This window comes from Verrucomicrobiia bacterium, assembly GCA_036405135.1.
Classification (GTDB): domain Bacteria; phylum Verrucomicrobiota; class Verrucomicrobiia; order Limisphaerales; family JAEYXS01; genus JAEYXS01.
The window spans coordinates 13,499-29,177 of the sequence record DASWYF010000042.1 but is presented as its reverse complement, the minus strand read 5'-3'; the positions used below and the strand labels follow the sequence as shown (position 1 = coordinate 29,177).

The 15,679-nt window shown below is 54.7% G+C and carries 11 protein-coding genes and 1 pseudogene; 2 read left to right on the top strand and 10 right to left on the bottom strand.

Translation table 11 applies throughout. The features are described from left to right. Positions 1-261: 261 nt before the first annotated feature. Complete coding sequence (locus VGH19_20315) at positions 262-495, top strand: hypothetical protein (GenBank protein HEY1173720.1); 234 nt, start codon at positions 262-264, stop codon at positions 493-495. 154 nt (positions 496-649) lie between these two features. Here the strand turns inward: VGH19_20315 and VGH19_20310 are convergent, their stop codons facing one another. From VGH19_20310 to VGH19_20290, 5 genes and pseudogenes are all read right to left on the bottom strand, one after another. After that, positions 650-922, bottom strand: a complete 273-nt coding sequence (locus VGH19_20310) for a hypothetical protein (protein HEY1173719.1) — start codon at positions 920-922, stop codon at positions 650-652. Between the two features lie 154 nt (positions 923-1,076). Next, complete coding sequence (locus tag VGH19_20305; GenBank protein HEY1173718.1) at positions 1,077-3,200, bottom strand: FAD-dependent oxidoreductase; 2,124 nt, start codon at positions 3,198-3,200, stop codon at positions 1,077-1,079. A gap of 5 nt (positions 3,201-3,205) precedes the next feature. After that, a pseudogene (locus tag VGH19_20300) lies at positions 3,206-3,612 on the bottom strand (endonuclease domain-containing protein). 206 nt (positions 3,613-3,818) lie between these two features. Continuing rightward, positions 3,819-4,964: an alpha/beta hydrolase-fold protein gene (locus VGH19_20295; GenBank protein HEY1173717.1), complete on the bottom strand. Its 1,146-nt coding sequence runs from the start codon at positions 4,962-4,964 to the stop codon at positions 3,819-3,821. A 72-nt stretch (positions 4,965-5,036) separates the two neighbouring features. Next, entirely contained in the window at positions 5,037-5,771 is a 735-nt protein-coding gene (locus tag VGH19_20290; protein ID HEY1173716.1) for a hypothetical protein, read from the bottom strand. Positions 5,772-6,000: 229 nt separating this feature from the next. Here VGH19_20290 and VGH19_20285 point away from each other — a divergent pair, with 229 nt between their 5' ends. Then, the gene (locus VGH19_20285; protein ID HEY1173715.1) at positions 6,001-6,675 is read left to right on the top strand and encodes a hypothetical protein; all 675 of its coding nucleotides are present in this window, start codon (positions 6,001-6,003) and stop codon (positions 6,673-6,675) included. 12 nt (positions 6,676-6,687) lie between these two features. Here VGH19_20285 and VGH19_20280 read toward each other — a convergent pair whose 3' ends face one another. From VGH19_20280 to VGH19_20260, 5 genes are all read right to left on the bottom strand, one after another. Beyond that, positions 6,688-8,031: a sulfatase-like hydrolase/transferase gene (locus VGH19_20280; protein HEY1173714.1), complete on the bottom strand. Its 1,344-nt coding sequence runs from the start codon at positions 8,029-8,031 to the stop codon at positions 6,688-6,690. A gap of 135 nt (positions 8,032-8,166) precedes the next feature. Then, entirely contained in the window at positions 8,167-10,662 is a 2,496-nt protein-coding gene (locus VGH19_20275; protein ID HEY1173713.1) for a DPP IV N-terminal domain-containing protein, read from the bottom strand. 237 nt (positions 10,663-10,899) lie between these two features. Further along, the gene (locus VGH19_20270; GenBank protein HEY1173712.1) at positions 10,900-12,576 is read right to left on the bottom strand and encodes an arylsulfatase; all 1,677 of its coding nucleotides are present in this window, start codon (positions 12,574-12,576) and stop codon (positions 10,900-10,902) included. 114 nt (positions 12,577-12,690) lie between these two features. Then, positions 12,691-14,073, bottom strand: a complete 1,383-nt coding sequence (locus tag VGH19_20265) for an arylsulfatase (protein HEY1173711.1) — start codon at positions 14,071-14,073, stop codon at positions 12,691-12,693. Between the two features lie 14 nt (positions 14,074-14,087). Further along, positions 14,088-15,596, bottom strand: a complete 1,509-nt coding sequence (locus VGH19_20260) for an arylsulfatase (GenBank protein HEY1173710.1) — start codon at positions 15,594-15,596, stop codon at positions 14,088-14,090. Positions 15,597-15,679 lie beyond the last annotated feature (83 nt).

Below are 15,679 nucleotides of genomic sequence, written 5' to 3'. Positions count from 1 at the left end.
GGCTCACGCATTTAAATTTGCCCGTAAAAATAGGCCGGATTTCATTTTTAGAATCAAATTGGAATGGTGAAAACACCCAATTCAGCATCCTAAAGCTCAATTTTCATTGGCCTTTCAAAGAATTTTAATGCGTGAGCCCTGATCACCTTGGGAGTTCTTTCGCTTGTGCTGCTGGTATTTTGCGGTGGACTGATATGGAGCAATGGCTGGCTTCATATCCGAGTCGCTTGGGCTAGTGAGCAAACTGAGATTTTTGCCGAGATGCGCATCAAGGCGCTGAAAAGTGAAGTTCCGGAAGCTGCTGCCTGCCTTGACTATGTGAACAGTTATTATCCCTCCGGCAGCAAGCAAGAGTCCGGTTCGCGACTCGATCGCATGGTGGAGTATAATCGCACCATGGCCACCCGAGACATCATCGCCTACCTTTGCACCAAGACCGGTGAAGACTTGGGTGAGAATCCGGAAGCATGGGTTCGGAAATATACAAAGAAATAGAGATGGTCACAAAATGGTGACGTACCTTTTGATTCTCCCTTGCCCCAGCGGGGCAAATGAGGGTAGCAGCCACGGGTGACCGCAGTGAACCCGTGGTAGCGTTAGAAAAGAAAAACCGCCCCGGAGGGGCGGATGAAACCAGGAGACAGAAAGACTATTTCTTCCTGAAAACAAACGTCATGTAAGTGATGGAACCATCCGCATTGATACTCATCGGTATGGTCGTCTTGCCATCATCGAACTTGAGTTCCAGCTTGTCACCCTTGATCTCGTAGCGTCCGGACTTACTGCCTGCTTTGGAGCCGAACTTCACTTCGCTCCCGTCAAACTCCAGAAACATGCCAAGCGTTTCATTCTGTTTCTTCACCACGCGCTCGAAATCTTCCTGCAACTTCGCATTCCCGCTGATGGAGGCTGGCGGTGTCATAGTCCCTTCATAAGTTCCAGACAGACGCTTTCCACAGCCGGTCAACAAAGTGAGCGACAGCAAGACGGCCAGATAATGGGGCGATAAATACCTCATGAGCAGGAGGCTAATTCCCAACTGTAGGTGTGGATATTATAATGCCGCAGAAAATTTATCACGGCACCTTCACCAACTGCACCGCATCCACGATCACAAACCCTTCCGTCCCTTCATTGGAGATCGTGATGACCGTATCCTTCCCGGCGGAGAGATCGAACACACCTGCTTTGCGGAACGATTCGCCAGCTGGCAGACGCTCCTTCTGGCTGAAAAACACTTTCACCTCTTTATCGCTCGATTTCACCGTGATGGGTACGCGTGCCGCCCGTGTTTCATGCGGTGAATACGCTACGCGCAATTCATATCGGCCCGCTTCCGTGATCTCCGGCTTGAACACCATTTTCAGCTCGCCTTTGCGTGCGTTGCCATCGTGCGCGTAATTGCGTCCGATGAATCCCTTGAACGTCGTAGAGCGTTGCCATTCACCGGATGCCGTCGCATCCAACTCATCCACCACAATCCCTTTGAGTGACTTCGGGTCGATACCCTGACCGCTCGGAGTCGCAGCAGCCGCAGGCTTTGGTGGCAATGGCGGAATATCCAGCACCTGCTTCTGCGCCAACAGCCGCTCGCGCAGCTTCGCATACGGTAAATCCTGCACTGCCTGATTCGCCTTCGCCGCGAGTGCCGCCGCTACGCCTGCGCTGTGCCCCAGCGTCATCCAAGTCGGTTCCACGCGGATGGATGAGATCGCCACATGCGTACAAGAGAGCGAGACCGGCACCAGCAAGTTCACGCACTCCGCCCGCTTCGGCGTGATGGAGCGATATGGCAATTGATGCCGCGGCCCGAAGCGATAACCCGCCTCATGCTTCGGGAAGATCGTGCCTTCATTGATGAACCCGTCGCCATCCTTCGACACCACGCGCTGCACATCGTGTGAGTCGATGGGGAACGAGCCGATGGCGATGGAATCGTCCTTGTTCACATTCGTGAGGATGTCGTTCTGCGTCACCACATACTCGCCGAGCATGCGACGCCCCTCGCGCACATACAGCACCGGCGGCCAATTGCCCCACTTCACGAATTCATCCTTCGCCAGGCCCCAGCGCTTCATCTCATTGCGGATCACCTCAGGCATGCCTTCATCATGCATCATGAACCAGATCAAGCCCTCCGTGTAATCCCGGTGCGCCTGCCACATCTTATCGCGCTCTTGATACGACGCCTCCGGCCAGCCCCAATTTTCACCGACAAGTCCGAGCGAGATCTGTCCGCCGATGCTGTTATTCCCATCCCACTTACCACCCGGCAGGTTGTAGAAATCGAACAGCGGACGCTTGTGCGCATTGGCAGTCACAAATCGCCGCACCAGCTCATAGCGGGCCGGATCGTAGTTCGCCGGTTTGCGGAATGGTGTCTTGTTCGCGTCATTCGTCGTGATGCAGAGGCGATAGCTATACGTCATCACGCCCTTGTCACCAGCTTCCACATCGCCCGCATCCTTCGACGTCATCAGCGGCAAGAGTTTGCCCTGCGCATCAAACGGCGATGCCTTCACTGCCACCTTCGGAAACTGTTTTCCTGCTAACGATTCTCCATACTGCTTGCGCCCCTCGCGACCCACTGCATAACCCACGCCCGCCTTCGCCATCAGGTCGCCTTCATACGTGCAATCGATGAACACCTTCGCCGTGAACTTGTTCGACTCCGTATTGAACGACTGGATACGTGCGCCACTCTTCGCCACTGTTGTGAGCCGCTCATTGAGGAACACCTTCACCTTCGCTTCACCCAGCATGTCATCGAACACCTTCGCCGCCACATGCGGTTCATACGTCCAATGCTTCTGATCCTTTTCCGCGACAGAGTAGGGGAGCGTGACACCCTTCGCCTTGTAATAGGCCTCAATGCGTAGATGCGTCTCCTCAAACAAACCCAACAACGTGCGGCGATCCGTCTGGTTCGAGTCACTGAAACTCAACCCGCTCGTCATCACGCCACCCACAATATCCATCGGCTCCACCAATGCGACGGTGGCACCTTCCCGTGCTGCTCCGACAGCCGCCGTGACGCCACCCGGCGTGGCACCAAATACGATGACATCATATTTATGTTCGGCAGCTGAGCTTTGAACTACCGAGCCAACCAATAGCGCAAAAATACTGAGATAGGCACCAAATGTTCTCCCTCTCCTCTCAACGAGGAGAGGGCTGGAGTGAGGAGTGAGTCGTATCATAAAGCTTATAAATCTGTTTTTCGTTTCGGAAGTCGAATACGCTTTTCTGGTGTTTGATTTTCCGGGTGTGCCGCTCTTGTTTGTGGGTCATTCCAAATGATATCCCGTATCCAAGCGATATCCTTCAACTGATTGTTCCAAAAACGACGCGTCAGGATATTCCAACCATTCAAGTAGGCATCTCGCTCTGCATCCTCTGCTTGCCGGGCGGGAAAACCGTGTCCAGAGCCATCCAGCTCCAAGTTGTAACGGGCTTCTGAACAGTAAAAATCCAATACTTCCCAAACCTGTGCTGGCGGCGAAACTTGTAACAGGAAAACCGACGGTCACGCAAAATCCGCCACAGCTTCTTTTCTGCCTCCGTTTTATTTTTACGGAGTAATCTCGGAATTGCTGTCGGGTTTCTTGGCATGCAGACACGATTGGCTTCGTCTCACTCCTCACCCCAGCCCTCTCCTCGTTGAGAGGAGAGGGAGAAGAGGCGCGGCGTGCAATATGTGTGTTCCGATGGTAAATAGCGTGTTAAATGTTAGTGCTCCCCTTAACAAGATGCGGTCGGTTCTGCTTCAAGCAAAACTAGATGAGGAGTGAGTCGATGCATAAAGGGGATCAAGATTTTTAGTTCTTAAAAACCAACGGCAGATACTCCGCCAAGTACTTCCGCCACACTGGCCAGCTATGATTGCCCGGTGTTTCTTTGTATCCATGCCGGATGCCGCGTTCCGTCAGGATGCTGGCGAACTTGCGATTATCATTCAGCAAGAAATCATCGATGCCGCACTGAAACCACAGCAGCTTCAGTTGCTTATTCAGCTTCCCGCTCTGCTTGAGGATCGGCCCGATCGTCGTATCCGGTTCACGCACCGCCGAACTCATTCCGCCTACCCAAGCGAACTTGTCTGAATGTTTCACGCCGATCACCAGAGATTGCTGCCCGCCCATTGAAAGTCCGATGATGCTGCGGTTCTCGGAATCTTTCTTCACTGTGTAATTCGATTCCACCAATGGAATCACTGATTCCAAAAGTTCCTTCTCATACATCTCCACATTGCGCAGGCGGTCCGCATCTGTACGCCGCTCAATCGCGTGGCCGTTCGTCATCACGATCACCATTGGCACGCACTTCTTCTGCGCGAGCAGGTTGTCCGCGATCCAGTTGGCGCGGCCCAATGCTGTCCAAGTCGCCTCATTATCGCCGGACCCGTGCAGGAGATACAGCACCGGATAATTCACTTTCTTTTTCGTGGTGCCATAACCCGGCGGCGTATAGACCTGCACGCGGCGCAATGAACCCGTCGCCTTCGATACGTAATCATGCGTATGTACGATACCATGCGGAACTTCCTGCCAGTCATGGATAAGTGGCGGCTTGCTGGGAATGTCCAAGATGCTTGTGTTTACCGCCCGTCCCGGCTTGGAGAGCGGATTGGCTGGATCGATGACACGCAAGCCATCCACCACCAGTCCGTAAGTATAAATCTCCGGCTCCAACGGCCCGAGCGTGACGCTCCACACATTCTCATCGCCTTTGGTCATCGCTTTGTTACCACCGCCCCAATCACCGTTCACTTCCACCTTTTTCGCAGTAGCCGAGCGATACCGGAATGTGATCGTGCGATCTTCATGGACTTGAGGTGAATGCACCGGTGGTGGTTGCGGCGGCCTAGCAGACGTCGGTGCAGGAGTGTTCTGTGCCAAAGCGGAACTGACACCCAATCCCGCCAGAGTCAAAGCCCCGAGAAATTCACGTCGCGTCGTGTTCATGGATGGGCACAAGTTTGCCTTTGGTGATGCGACAGCGTCAACCACCCTGTCAGAATTTGAAATCCCCGCCTTTTAGGGAGCTGGCTTCTTTTTCAACACCTCGGCCATCCATCTCCGCAAAATCTCCCGCTCTTTGATCGGCCTTAATACCCATTCATCCGTGTGGTTCCGATATGGAAAATCCACAAAGGTGAAATCACCTTTCACGTCTGTTTCTTCCAAATACTTCTTCGTCTCCGCCGTGCCGCCCTCATGGCTGATAAACTGCGGCCGCCCATTCAATCGCTTCAACCGCACCAATGCCGCATCACGATCCGAGTCCGCATAACCCCATTTGCGCACTCCATCATAATGACTGTGGGCGATGAAGCCGCACCACAGCTTTGAGATGTCGTCATCGTGCAGCCCGATGTAATTACACGCGATGGCTCCGCGTGAAAATCCTGCGATGAATACCTTGTTCGTATCTCCACCATACTTCGTACAAACCTCTCGGACCGCTTCGATGCAATATTTCTTTGTCTCCGTCACATCGCCCCACCACTGCGTGATGTTGCTTAACTTTCCGTCCTTCATGCCGACATAAGGCAGACAGACCCAGATAAATCCTTTCCCGCCAGATATGCCGTAACCCAGATTGCTTCCTTCCACCGTGCCTGCGGAGTGATCCCCGAATTTGTTCGTGTAGTTTCCATTTCCTGCATACTCGCAGATCACCGGATACTTCTTACCCGCCTGCCAATCCGTAGGGAGGTAGAGTGCATGATAGGCTTCTGTAGCTTGATAAGATGCAGCCGTTTGCTTCACTCGTTTTCCCGGGGTTGGTTTTCCAGAAACCATTTTTGGTGTCACCAAATCTGGCGAGACATCCCTTGTCTCCGGCAAAGACTCGGCTGCTTGCACATGCTGAAAGCTCACCGTGAGCCAAACCAAAAGCAATATTACGGGCCGGAGTATCATGGGATTGGTTTGCGCCGATTTTGATGAAAGTCACGTCTTTTCAGGAAACGTTTTTCCAAGTTAAATCCATTTCAACATGGCCGGGAGAAATCACCATACGTATCAAATCGAAGGAATTCCCGAAGTGGAAAATGCGTCCCTGACTTTGGCGGAAATGCTCGCCTTGGTGAAAAGCGGCAAACTGACCGGTGCCAGCTATGTTAAACGAAGTGATCAGGAACATTGGGGAACTGCTGCGGATTATCCTGAATTGATGACCTTGGACACCGCGCTATCTCCTCAAGAGGTCACCGACGGCGGATTTCAGAAAGAGAAACTAGATCCTTTGACCGAAGAGATGGAGCAAGCGATCATCGACCGGCAACTTCGCGGTTCATCCAGTTGGTTCTTCTGGATCGGCGCTCTCACGATGATCAATCTCCTCATCTCCATCTTCAAAGGCCAGTGGCAATTCGCCTTGGGTTTGGAGACCTCCACCATGATCAGTTATTCTGCGACATCATGGGGCGCGAACGGTCATTGGATCGGCCTGGCCACCAACATACTGCTCATCCTCGCCATGTTCGGTTTCGGTGTAGCAGGCTGGCACCGGAAGTTTCTCCCATACGCCATCGGCGTTGCCTTCTACGCGATGGATTTTCTGTTCTCCTTGCGTTCACCTCAGGCCATCAGCCTGCTGATCCATGCGTGGGCACTCTACAGCTTGTTCAAGGGGCTGCGCATATTGTTTGAAACCAGAACGCGCCATTGAGATCACACTTTTTTACGGCATCGGCTTCTGCCACGGCACCCGGCCGCCCTCCTGCAGATTCTTCTGCAGGCTCACGGCCAGTTCGTTGAAGATGCGCCGCTCCTTGTCCGCCAGGTTGTGCTTCTCCTGCGGATCTTCGGAGATGCGGTACAGCTCCATCGGCGCGAACGGACTGTTCTGCACCAGCTTCCATTCCCCGCGGATGACCGCATTGATCACCTTGCCTCCGTAGTTCAAGCCGCCTTCGCGCCGGATGAAATACAGTTCCCGGCTGAACTCCTGCTTCTGTCCCAGCAACGTCGGCAAGATGCTCAAACCATCCACGCGCGGCTGCTTCACACCTCCTGCTGCCTCTACGATCGTCGGGAACAGATCCATCGTCATCGCTTCCAGATCGTTCGTCGTGCCCGCCTTGATCTTGCCCGGCCACATGGCGATGAATGGCACTCGCAATCCGCCTTCATACATGCTCTGCTTGCCATCGCGCCAAGGTCCGTTCGATGCACCATGCGGCAGGTCACCGCCATTGTCTGAAGTGAAGAAAACGAGTGTGTTCTCTTTCTTGCCGGCTGTCTCCAAAGCCGCCAGCACTTGGCCGATGCCGGCATCCATGTGCTCGATCAGCGCCACGAGTTTGGCCCGTTTTTCATCGATGCCTTTTTCACGCTCTTTGACTTTCTTAAGCCAGTCATCAGGCGGTTGCACCGGTGAGTGTGGTGCGTTGTAGGCGAGATAAAGGAAGAACGGCTTTTCATTGCGGCGAGGATCCTTGATGTAGTCGGATGCCCAGTTGGAGAAAAGGTCGGTGGCGTGGCCGGTAGGATTGGTGATGTCCTTGTTCACTCTCATGTAATTCTCGCCGTGGCGCAGATGCGTGTAGTAATCATCCATCATGTCACCGAGGAAACCATGGAAATACTCGAAACCGCGTTCCCACGGCAGGTTCGGCGTTTCCAACCCCAAATGCCATTTGCCGATATGCGTGGAGTGATAGCCGTGATTACGCAGTACTTGCGGCAACATCTGGCCTGCCGGGGTCAGATGTCCCCAAGAATTATTGCCATGTGTGCGGATGACTCCTGGCACTCCCACGCGATCTGGATACCGCCCCGTGAGCAACGACGCACGGGTAGGTGAGCACACGCAGGAGTTTGCCCGGAAAGAATCGAACTTCACACCTTCAGCAGCGAGCTTGTCGATGTGCGGGGTCTTGATGTCCTTCGCGCCATAGCAGGACAAGTCGCCCCACCCGAGATCATCGGCCAAGATGATGATGACGTTCGGTTTCGTGGCTCCCTGAGCAAGCGAAGCGCTCAACAATATCGTCAACACCAGGAACTTATATATTCTGGTCATAATCCTGAGGGATTGAATGACAGCAAATTTGGATTGGTCGGGATAAGGGGTCAATCACAGCCAAAGCGGAACGGCGTGAATCAGGAGATTTACGTAGTTTTATTAAGGCAAACCCTTAGGAAATATGGAAATCTATCACTTCGCTTCCCAGCGAGGCTCTCGGTTTAGAAGATGTCTCACAAAGTAATCCTGCCGCCGCCGACGGCCATAGGGTGTTTCCGCACTGCCGTGCCCACCACCTGTGATGATGAGCAGGTCGAAATCCTTGTCCGCCTTTTGCAAGGCATTCGCCACCTGCATCGTGCTGGCGGGGTCTACATTTTTGTCCAGTTCACCCACCACGAGCATGAGCTTGCCTTGCAGTTTGTGCGCCTGCGTCACATTGGATTGCTCGGCGTAGTGCGGTCCTACGGGCCAGCCCATCCATTGCTCGTTCCACCAGATTTTATCCATGCGATTGTCATGGCAACCGCAGTCAGAGACCGCGACTTTGTAGAAGTCTCCATGTGCCAAAAGCGCTCGCGTAGAGCTCTGGCCGCCAGCAGAACCACCGTAGATGCCCACGCGTGAGGTATCCATGTAAGGATACTTCGCCGCTGCCGCTTTGATCCAGAGGATGCGATCGGGGAAGCCGGAGTCGCCCAGATTCTGCCAGCAGACATCGTGAAATTTGCGCGAACGGAAATTCGTCCCCATCCCATCGATCTGAACGACGATGAAACCGAGCTCGGCAATTTCTTGCATGCCGTAATAAGAACGAAACTCTTTCGGCACAAACGCACCATGCGGTCCAGCATAGATGTTCTCGATGACCGGATACTTCTTGGCGGGATCGAAATTCGTCGGACGTAAGATGACGCCGTAGATATCCGTCTCACCATCGCGGCCTTTCGCGACGAATCGCTCCGGCACTTTCCAGCCAGTGGCGAGGAGCGATTGCCAATCGGCAGTTTCCACCGCACTCGCCAACTCACCGTTAGCTCGGCGCAGTGTGGTGACAGGCGGTTGATCCACGCGTGACCAAGCATCCAACAGATAGCTGCCGTTGGGGGAAGAAGTGATCTCATGCATGCCATCGCCATCCGTCAGCTTGCGCAAATTGGTGCCATCGAAACTCACGCTGAAATGATGGATGTGATAGGGGTCTTCCTCTTTCTTGAAACCACCGGCCCGGAACTGTATCTCCCTCTTCGCATCATCCACCTTGTCCACGCCCCGCACCACCCATTCACCGTGTGTGATCTGCTTTTTCACTGTGCCCGTCTTGCTGTCATACAGGTAGAGATGATTCCAGCCATCACGTTCAGACATCCAAATGAGCTCACCTGTATCCTTCACGCGATGCAGGAAAAGTTTCCCTGAGTAGTCGATGAACGTCTTGCTCTCTTCATTGATGATTGTGCGCACTGTGCCGTTCTCGGCATCGATGCCCAGCAACCGTAACGCCTGATGCCCGCGTTGATTGTAGAGAAAGCTGAATTCGCGTGAATCGGATGTCCACGCCATCTGCGTCACGCTCCATGGATTCGGGAAAAGCTCGTCGCTGACAGTGATTTGCTTCTTGGTCGCGAGATGGAACAGCTTCGGTTTGGAGAGCGGAATCGGGTCGCCGGGCTTCAGATAATCGTAATCGATCAGCTTCGGCTGAAGCTGGTCCTTTGGCGAGGACTCCACGATGTAGACCTTGCGCTTGCCACCTTGCTTCGTGCGTATGGCGATGAGTTTTTGTGAATCCGGTGACCAATGCAGGCTGCCATCGTAGCGGTCTTCCCCTGTGCCATCCGTGCTCAAAACAGATTCAGCACCCGTGTTCTTTTCGCGCAACCAGACGTTGTCGTTTTTGATGAAAGCGATCCACTTTCCGTCCGGTGATTCTCCGAGCGGTGTATTGCGTGTCGGTCTTTCTTCAGCAGGCGGTGTGGCGGTGATCTCGGCGATGCCTTTTTCCAGAGTAGCTTCAAACTGGCCGAGCGATTTGCCGTCATTGTTCTGAGCCAGCCAGAGGTGACCGGAGAACGTGCTCATATCGCGCTTCGCATTGGCGGCGAGCTTGCCGTAGCTTTTACGCTCACCTTCCGTATCCAGCCAGAACAGCTCGACCTCACCACCGGAGCGATTGACAAAGGAGATGCTGGTCCTGCTGCCGCCATTGCGTGACTTCTCGCGACTTCCCGCACGCGCGGCCAGTTTAGGCGGAGCCTTGTCCAACGGCTTCAATTCATTGCTCGCTTTGTTGAACTGCCACCACTTGTTCCGCACCAGTAGTTCCGAGGTGTTTTGATCTGTGGGCGCAATGCTATCTATCGGCAGACGATCTGCTTTCAGGTCTTTGATGCCCACTTTGATAAAAGCTTCAGTGAGTTTGGTGTGATCAAATGCTTTTTCACGTGAGCCCGAGCTGGCCGTCACGATGATGAATTCCCAACCGTTGCCCGCGAGTTCGCGACGATACCAGAAATCCTCGCCATTGCTGAGCCAGTGCGGTTCCACTTTGGCGTTGAGCACCTTGCCTTCGGTGAAACGACGGAGATTTGCGGCGCGTTCGTAATCCGCCTTGCTGCCTTGGGCATAAAGGGAACTGCTGCCAATGACCGCAAGCAGACACAGGCCCGTGAAAACAGGGAGACGCATGGGAACGTGTTAGCCGATAGGGCCAGAACTGCAACCGCAAAGCAACGTGCTGTCGGCATCTTGCCGGCAGTAAAGGGGCTGTGACTGGTAAGCGGTGGTTATTGATGGTCTCCCGCCATCAGTAGTCCGCCAGGCCGAGGTGTGAAAACACTGAAAGGAATGAGATTCGTCGCACCCGCTCAACCCTGCTTGCAAGATACCAGCAGCACGGGGCGCATGATGTTTCGACCACGCTTCTTATTTGGACGCTTTCTTGCCTTTTTGTCCCTGAGGTAAAGCTGGGGCTGCCACCGCGCTGAACCATTCATCATATCGTGCCTTCAAGCGGTTGAACTCCTCGGGATTTTTTGTGGCGAGGTTATCCGTCTCCGTGCGGTCTTTGGCTATGTTATACAGCTCCCATCCACTCTGCGGACGCGAGTGAGCCACCAGTTTCCAATCCCCCATGCGCACAGCGCGACCATTCTCATGCTCGAAGAAAATGGTGTCATGCGGCTTGCGCTCCTTGCCTTGAATCACGGGCAGCAGGCTGAGGCCATCCAACGGCGTCAGCTTGTTTCCGTTGTATTCCGCAGGGTAATTGGCTTTCGCGAGGTCGAGACAGGTGGGCAAGAGGTCGATGACGTGACCGGCTTGGGCGGTGATGCTGCCGGACTTGGTCTTCAAACCTTTCGGCCACTGCACGATCATAGGCGTGTGCGCACCGCCCTCGTATGATTCCTTTTTCCAGAAACGGAACGGCGTATTCGCCGCATTCGCCCAATACGAGCCGATGCCGGTGTAGCTCTTTTCACTGCCGAGCTCGGTGATGGGAATACCATCTGGCTCATAGCGAATCTTCTCGCCAGAGCGGGTGAAGGCATTGCGATCGTAGCCGGGAACGTTGGGGATTTCGGGCGATGCACCGTTGTCTGCGAAGAAGAAAATGACGGTGTTATCGAGCTGCTCCGTCTCACGTAGCGTGGTGAGCAGTTTGCCCACGCCTTGGTCGAGGCGATCGATCATGGCAGCATGCACGGCCATCTTGGTGGATTGATATTCTTTCTCCTCGCTCGTGAGGGCGTCCCAGTCTTTGCCATTGCCATGCACGGGAGGCAGCGTCGTGTTCTTCTCATCAATTATACCAAGCTGCTTCTGCCGTTCAAAGCGCTTCTTCCTCAGTTCATGCCAGCCGTCTTTGTAAGTGTCACGATACTTCGCGATGTCTTCCGGCAAGGCGTGCAGCGGCCAGTGCGGGGCGCAGTGGGCGAGGTAGAGGAAGAAGGGTTTGTCCGCCTTTGCGAAGTCCTTCACATAGTTCACCGCATGATCGGTAATGGCATCGGTGAGATGGAAATTCTTCGGCACTTCCTTCACCGCATTCGTGCCGTCCACGAGCGAGAAGGGATCGAAGTAATTGATGACTCCCCAGACGATGCCGTAGTGGCGGTCAAAGCCGCGGTTCACAGGATACGAATCTAGCGGTGCAAAAGTCTGCTGCGGATCAAAGCGATGATCCAGCCACATCTGGTGTTTCTCCGGCAGCACAGGTGTGAAGGACAGATGCCACTTGCCCGAGAGCGCGGTCTGGTAGCCGTTTGCCTTCAGCAGTTCCGCAATGGTTGCGCCATTGCGTGTAAGACTGTTGCCATTCCGCGCTAAGCCGACCTTGTGCGCGTATTGCCCAGTGAGCAGGGAAGCGCGCGTAGGGCAGCAACGGGCGGCGTTGTAGAACTGGGTGAAACGTAATCCGTTCTGCGCGAGTGAATCGAGATTGGGCGTGCGGATTTCACCGCCGTAGCAGCCGATATCCGAATATCCAAGATCATCCGCGACGATGATGATGATGTTCGGCCGCGTATCCGCACTGAAGCCAGTGAACGCGATCAGTATGAGACAGAAACAGGCGAGCGCTTTCTTAAACAACGGGGTCATGCCCATACAGTGTCCCAAAACACCAAGGATGGGAATGCCTGCGATACACCAAGAGCTATCGTCATTGCACGAAGCGTAGGCGGAGCGACGACCTCCGGTCCGGCGCGATTGCCCTTACTCTGTGACTTTCCCCTTGCGGTTCTTCTGATCCCGCTTCTCCGCCATCGGCCAGTTCGGATCATCCACCCGTGCTTCTTTCATCAAGGCTTCCGCTTTCGCTGCTACCTTGGGATTTTCCGCTGCGAGATTTTTCGATTCCGCCACATCGATTTTCAAATCATACAACTCGATCGCTGCTGATGGTCCGTTCCGCACTGCCTTCCAATCGCCAAAGCGGATGGCTTGGATGGACTTCGTTTCGTGCAACTCCCAATAAAAATATTCACGCTTTGGTGCGGCACCGCCTTTGAGGAAGGACACCAAGGAGAGTCCGTCTGTTTTCGCGCCAGCAGGTAACTTGGTTCCGGCCAGTTCCGCCGCCGTGGGCAGGAAATCCCAGAAAGCCCAAGGCTCATCACTCACACGGCCAGCGGGGATTTTGCCCGGCCAGCGCACAAGTGCGGCCTGACGCAAGCCTCCCTCATACATACTGCGCTTGAACCCGCGCAACTTGCCGCCCATCGTCTGATCGAACGCCTTCCCTATCTCTGACTTCGGATCGAATGAGGAGCCATTGTCGCCCGCGAAGAAGACGATCGTGTTGTCATCGATCTTCAATTCTTTCAGCACATTGAAGAGACGGCCCACATCACTATCCAAACGTGTGACCATCGCGGCGTAGTTCTTTTGCTGCTCGGTCCAAGGCTCCTTCGCGTAGATGCCCTGATCATCAATCTCGAAACGGCCATGCGGCAGGGTGATGGCGTAAAATAGGAAGAACGGTTTATCCTTCTGCTGCTTCACCCAGTTGATGGTTTCCTGCGCGATGAGTTCCTGCGCGTAGGTCTTGCCTACGCCCTTGCCATCATTGCCCGGCAGTTCGATGCGTTTGTCATCGTTATACAGATACGTCGGGAAATAGCTGTGGGCATGACGCTGGCAGTTGTAGCCGAAGAAATGGTCGATGCCGTTTTTCAACGGACTGCCCGTGGTATCAAACATGCCCATGCCCCACTTGCCCATGCAGGCGGTGGCGTAACCGGCGTCCTTCAACACCTTCGCGACGGTGAGTGTGCCGGCAGGCAAGGGGAACTGGCCTTCCGGTTGTGCCTCGAAGTTCGCCCGCACGGGGCTGTGTCCCATATGCAAGCCGGTCATCAAAGAAGTGCGGGAAGGTGCGCAGACGGTGGTGCCGCTGTAAGCCTGCGTGTAACGCGTGCCTTCTGCCGCCATGCGATCGAGGTTCGGCGTCTTTATCTTCCTCTGACCATAGGCTCCGACATCCCCCTGCGCGAGATCGTCTGAGAGGATGAAGATGATGTTCGGTTTCTTGTCTGCGCCGAAGCCGAGGCTGGCGCTCAATCCGAGAATCCAGACGGTGAGGATAAATGCTCTCATGGTGGTAATACTTATTAAGGCCGTGTCCGTCCTGCCTGCTTGAACTTGTTCAGCGCCGCTTGCATCTCCTGCACTTTCTCTGGATGCTCGGCGGCCACGTTCTTGCGCTCATTCACGTCCTTGCTCAGGTCATAGAGTTGCGGTAATTCGTCGTTGCCCGTTTCCGCATTCGTGTTCTTGTTCACCTTCGGGCCCTTGCTCGGTTCGATGAACTTCCAGTTGCCCTGACGCAAGGCCACACCATTCGCGTGCTCCAGCATGAAATCGCGACCTTGCTTTGATTCGCCGAGCAACGCGGGCAGCATGTTCAAGCTGTCCGGCGCATCCGCTTCAGCGAGCGGTTGTCCGGTCAGCGCGGCGAAGCTTGCGAGGAAGTCGACCTGTGAAACCATCGCATCGCTCACGCCGGGTTTGATCTTGCCGGTCCAGCGAACGATGAATGGCACACGGGTGCCAGCCTCGAACTTGCTGTATTTGTTGCCGCGATACGGTCCCCATGGTTTGTGCTCGCCAAGCAATTTCACAGCGTCGTCTTGATAACCGTCATCGATCACCGGGCCGTTATCGCTGCTGAAGATGACGATGGTGTTCTCTGCGAGTTTCAATTTCTCCAAGGCATTCAAGACTTCACCCACGCACCAGTCTGCCTGGATGATGGCATCACCACGCGGGCCCATGCCACTCTTGCCGACGAAACGCGGATGCGGCACGCGCGGCACATGCGGATCGTGCAGACCGAAGTAGAGGAAGAACGGTTGCGACTTGTTTTTCTCGATGAACTGCACGGCCTTGCCCGTGAACGTATCTGCCATGTCCTCATCTTTCCAAAGCGCCGCCTTGCCGCCCTTCATGAAACCGATGCGGCTGATGCCGTTCACAATGCTCATGTCGTGACCGTGACTGGGCTTCTGCTTGGTGAGCAGTTCAGGATTCTCTTTACCCGTGGGTTCACCGGGAAAGTTCTTGGTGTAGTTCACCGAGATCGGATCTTTCGGGTCCAAGCCGACCACGCGATGATTCTCCACATAGACACAAGGCACGCGATCTGCCGTTGCCGCCATGATGTAAGAATAATTGAAACCGACTTCCACGGGGCCGGGCTTGATGTCCGCGTTCCAATCGATCTCTTTATCACCGAGACCCAAGTGCCATTTGCCGACAGCACCGGTTTGATAGCCGGCCTTTTGCAAAATGGAAGGCAGGGTGGTGCGACCGGGCTTGATGATGAGTGCGGCGTCACCGGGCAAGATGCCGGTGCCTTTCTGTCGCCAGGCGTATTCGCCGGTCATCATGGAATAGCGTGAAGGCGTGCACGTGGCGGAGGTCGCATAACCGGCGGTGAAGCGCAGGCCGTCCTTCGCGAGGCGGTCCATGTTCGGCGTCTTGATGGTTGTAGAGCCGTTCGCGCTCACATCGCCATAGCCGAGGTCATCGGCATAGATGAGGACGATGTTCGGTTTCTGAGCCGCCTCGGTAGAGGTAGCCGCCAGTGCCAGCAGACATGCGATGAGCCAATGCTTCATAAGTTTCCGGGTTCGCCAAGGACGATAGCACAGACGCCGGGTGATGAGGAGAGGTTTCACCATTTCCTTTTATCCGCCCGGAG

Bases quoted from the DNA above. Each gene is read 5' to 3' on its own strand.
- VGH19_20285 (HEY1173715.1), top strand. From the start codon at position 6,001: ATGGCCGGGAGAAATCACCATACGTATCAAATCGAAGGAATTCCCGAA.
- VGH19_20270 (HEY1173712.1), bottom strand. From the start codon at position 12,576: ATGACCCCGTTGTTTAAGAAAGCGCTCGCCTGTTTCTGTCTCATACTG.
- VGH19_20295 (HEY1173717.1), bottom strand. From the start codon at position 4,964: ATGAACACGACGCGACGTGAATTTCTCGGGGCTTTGACTCTGGCGGGA.
- VGH19_20265 (HEY1173711.1), bottom strand. From the start codon at position 14,073: ATGAGAGCATTTATCCTCACCGTCTGGATTCTCGGATTGAGCGCCAGC.
- VGH19_20305 (HEY1173718.1), bottom strand. From the start codon at position 3,200: ATGATACGACTCACTCCTCACTCCAGCCCTCTCCTCGTTGAGAGGAGA.
- VGH19_20315 (HEY1173720.1), top strand. From the start codon at position 262: ATGCGCATCAAGGCGCTGAAAAGTGAAGTTCCGGAAGCTGCTGCCTGC.
- VGH19_20280 (HEY1173714.1), bottom strand. From the start codon at position 8,031: ATGACCAGAATATATAAGTTCCTGGTGTTGACGATATTGTTGAGCGCT.
- VGH19_20275 (HEY1173713.1), bottom strand. From the start codon at position 10,662: ATGCGTCTCCCTGTTTTCACGGGCCTGTGTCTGCTTGCGGTCATTGGC.
- VGH19_20310 (HEY1173719.1), bottom strand. From the start codon at position 922: ATGACACCGCCAGCCTCCATCAGCGGGAATGCGAAGTTGCAGGAAGAT.
- VGH19_20260 (HEY1173710.1), bottom strand. From the start codon at position 15,596: ATGAAGCATTGGCTCATCGCATGTCTGCTGGCACTGGCGGCTACCTCT.